Origin of the sequence: Bacteroides sp. UBA939 (genome assembly GCF_002293435.1) — a bacterium.
Taxonomy (GTDB): domain Bacteria; phylum Bacteroidota; class Bacteroidia; order Bacteroidales; family Bacteroidaceae; genus Bacteroides.
In genome coordinates this window covers 1382-4836 of the sequence record NZ_DBDF01000231.1, presented here as the reverse complement: position 1 = coordinate 4836, position 3455 = coordinate 1382, and the positions used below count along the sequence as shown (strand labels likewise).

The 3455-nt window shown below is 44.5% G+C and carries 4 protein-coding genes; all 4 read right to left on the bottom strand.

Annotated elements, in window-relative coordinates; all coding sequences use genetic code 11:
• Positions 1-146: 146 nt before the first annotated feature.
• Entirely contained in the window at positions 147-911 is a 765-nt protein-coding gene (locus tag B2Z67_RS15455; RefSeq protein WP_291530736.1) for a UDP-2,3-diacylglucosamine diphosphatase, read from the bottom strand.
• A 29-nt stretch (positions 912-940) separates the two neighbouring features.
• The gene (locus B2Z67_RS15450) at positions 941-1252 is read right to left on the bottom strand and encodes a metal-sulfur cluster assembly factor (protein ID WP_291530735.1); all 312 of its coding nucleotides are present in this window, start codon (positions 1250-1252) and stop codon (positions 941-943) included.
• A gap of 353 nt (positions 1253-1605) precedes the next feature.
• Positions 1606-2292, bottom strand: coding sequence for a RadC family protein (gene radC, locus B2Z67_RS15445; protein WP_291530734.1), 687 nt, complete (start codon positions 2290-2292; stop codon positions 1606-1608).
• A 51-nt stretch (positions 2293-2343) separates the two neighbouring features.
• Positions 2344-3333 (bottom strand): glycosyltransferase, encoded by a 990-nt coding sequence (locus B2Z67_RS15440; protein ID WP_291530733.1) that lies wholly within the window; start codon positions 3331-3333, stop codon positions 2344-2346.
• Positions 3334-3455 lie beyond the last annotated feature (122 nt).

The following is a 3455-nucleotide window of genomic DNA, read 5'->3' as shown; positions in this document are numbered from 1 at the left end:
AACATAGCGCAGCATTTAAAAATCCGCGTCATCCGCGTTATCCGCGTCTAAAGAATTGCTTGTATTGCGCAGCAATCGGATTGAGATTCCGTTTCGCTATATTATCATTCATAGTATGAACTAATTATGAACAGCTACTTAATAATTTATAGCTTGGTTTCTCCTTCTATGAACTCTTCAAGAAACAAGTTCTCACCATCGAATACGGCATAAGAAAAGAGACTGATCCAGTCGCCCAATATCATGACGCGTGCCGTAGCGCTCAGCATCAAATCCAGTTCGATGTGACGATGCCCGTAAATAAAATAGTTAATGTTTGGATGGTTTTTCAGATACTCCTTAGTATAAAGCACCAGATACTCTTTATCCTCCCCCATGTAGTCGGGTTCTTTACCGTCAATGCGTTTCAGACGGCTGTTTTTTGCCCAGTCCAATCCCAGTTCCATGCTCCAGCGGGGATGTATGGCAGAGAAAAGAGTTTGCAATGTACTACTGCGGAACATGGAACGAAGAAACTGAAACTTCTTATCCGGATCGCCCAACCCATCACCGTGAGCAAGATAGAATTCCTTACCATATATTTCCGTGGTTAACGGTTCGCGGTGCATAATGACGCCGCACTCTTTAGTCAGGTAATCACCGCACCAGATGTCATGGTTACCTATAAAGAAATGTACTTCTACTCCCATATCCGTCAGTTCGGACAATTTTCCTAAAAAGCGGGTATAGCCTTTCGGTACAACAGTTTTGAATTCATACCAGAAGTCGAACATATCTCCCAGCAAATACACGGCAGATGCTTTGTGCTTGATACTATCAAGGAAGTTAACAAGACGCCGTTCCTGAGTACGTCCATGCTCAATGGCGCGTGAGCCGAGGTGTGCATCTGAAAGGAAATATACGTTTTTCATGCTTCTGTTTTTTTGCGCTTGATACTAAATTATAAGAAGCCCAATTCTAATTTGGCCTCTTCACTCATCATGTCCCTATCCCACTCCGGTTCGAACACCAGGTTGATTGTGGCGGTATTAATACCTTCTACCGACTCGACTTTCTGGCGCACATCTTCCATAATGAAATCAGCGGCTGGACAGTTCGGGGCGGTTAGGGTCATGTCTATGCTTACATCTCCGTTGCCGGAGACGTCTATCTTGTAAATCAGTCCTAAGTCGTACACATTCACCGGAATTTCCGGGTCGAATACCGTCTTAAGCATCGCTACAATCTTCTCTTCTATTTCAAATTTGGTCATATCGGCATACTTTTTAAGTTAGACAAAGATAAGATAAACCGGAGGCGGAAACAAATTTATGTCAGATTATGCGGAGGGTTATCTATCTTCGTGAAGCAAAACTAAAGAAATTAATTGAGATTACAAAAGAACGGGGTTGAAAAGCTTTCTGTTACTTACCGGAAAACCGGGAGTACAGGGAGATATTCGGGTATAATAATTAGTAGTAAGTAGCTGTTCATAATTAGTTTATACTATCATTTTTTAGACGCAGATAACGCGGATGACGCGGATCTCTTTTTATCTTNNAGCATTTAAAAATCCGCGTTATCTGCGGATGAAAGATAGTAGACTTAAACTTTTGATACAGCCTCTTAAATCACTCCTTCATCAGCAAAGCTGTAGTACTTCCCATCCGTTACGACAACGTGATCAATGATGCGGATATTCATAGTCTGAGCGGCTTTCTGTACGGATTGAGTCAGACGTTGGTCGTCCATACTGGGACGTGGATTGCCGGAAGGATGATTATGTATCAAAGCTATCTGGGTAGCCCGTTGCAACAGCGCCTCCCGCAGAATGGTGCGTACATCGGCAATGGTCTGGTCGATACCGCCACGGCTGATACGTACCTTATCGATAACCCTGGAAGCCTGATTAAGCAGTAACACCCAGAATTCTTCGTGTGCCAGGTCGCACAGCAGCGGGTGAAACAGTTCATAAATATCTTTAGAGCAGGATATGGCGGTGCGTTCCGGACGCTCTTGTAGTTTTCTGCGTTTTCCCAGTTCCAACGCCGCCATGATGGTAATGCTTTTAGCCGGGCCAAATCCTTTGAAACGGGAAAAGTCGCGTACTTCCCACTTTCCTAATTGATTCAGGTCGTTGCCGCATGATGAAAGTACGCGCTGCATAAGCGCAACTGCACTTTCTTCCGTATTTCCTGAACCAATAAGTATGGCAAGCAGTTCGGCATCACTCAGCGCTTCCGCACCTTTCAGCATCATCTTCTCCCGCGGACGGTCTTCTTCCGCCCATTGGTTGATTGTTAGTTTCTCCATGTTATTTTCTGTGAACCCGGTTATTACCGGCAAATCCGGATACGCCCGCGCCTATTTATAAAAGTTCTTCTTGAATGCCTCAAACTCACCTTTGCCCAGTATGCAACGATTCCACCATGCTCTCCAAAAGCCCGTTCCATACCCGACAAGTTGTATAAAAGAAGCTGCAATGGAGTAGATGCCGATACGCAAACTCCGGTTTTGTGTCGAGGAATCTATGCACACTAACAAAGCGTACAACACAACAGGCGCCAGGCTATAGAGACAAAACGGCGCACCAAGCAGCAGGATGGCAACTCCCAACGTAAATGCCGCCGGTAATAAATGTACCAGCTTCAAGGATTCCGGATACTTCTTATACAGGTTGATGCGTGCAATACCTGAGTTATGAACCTGCTTGAAGAACTTTCCCAAATCCGTACGACGCTTATGGTACACCCAGGCGTCCGGAAATAACCGGCAGTGGTAACCCTCCTTGAATATACGGATGCTAAAGTCGATATCTTCTCCGAAACGCATTTTAGAGAAACCGCCCAATGCAGCATACACTTCGCGTCTGACACCCATGTTGAAACTGCGCGGATAGAACTTATCCATTTTCTTTTTTCCTCCACGGATACCTCCTGTAGTGAAGAAAGAAGTCATGGAGTAATTGATGGCTTTTTGTATATCGCTGAAAGATTCGTGTGCCCGGTCTGGTCCGCCAAAGGCGTCGGCAAGGGAAGTCCGGAGTTCTTTTTCTATGGCAGTGAGATAGCCTTCCGGTAGGATACAGTCCGAATCGAGTATAATCAGATATTCGCCTTTACTGCGTTCAGCTCCGTAATTACGAGTTTGTCCGGGGCCGGAATTCGGCTTATAATAATAATGTATATCCAGTATTTCCTGATAGTTCTCCGTTATTTCCTTACAAGGGACGGAAGAACCGTCTTCCACCACCATCACTTCAAAGTCTTTAAAGCTCTGCTTTGTCAGGCTTTGCAGCAACTCGTCCACTTCATCGGGGCGGTTATAAACAGGAATGATGATGGAATATCGCATAAATTCAACTTTTTATAAATGCTCCTGTTGTAGTATTTAATAACAGGGAATTTCTACGGGATTAGGGGTTAGGGGTTAGTGATTAAGGATTAGTGATTAACAAGAGTATCTCTATTAGCTTC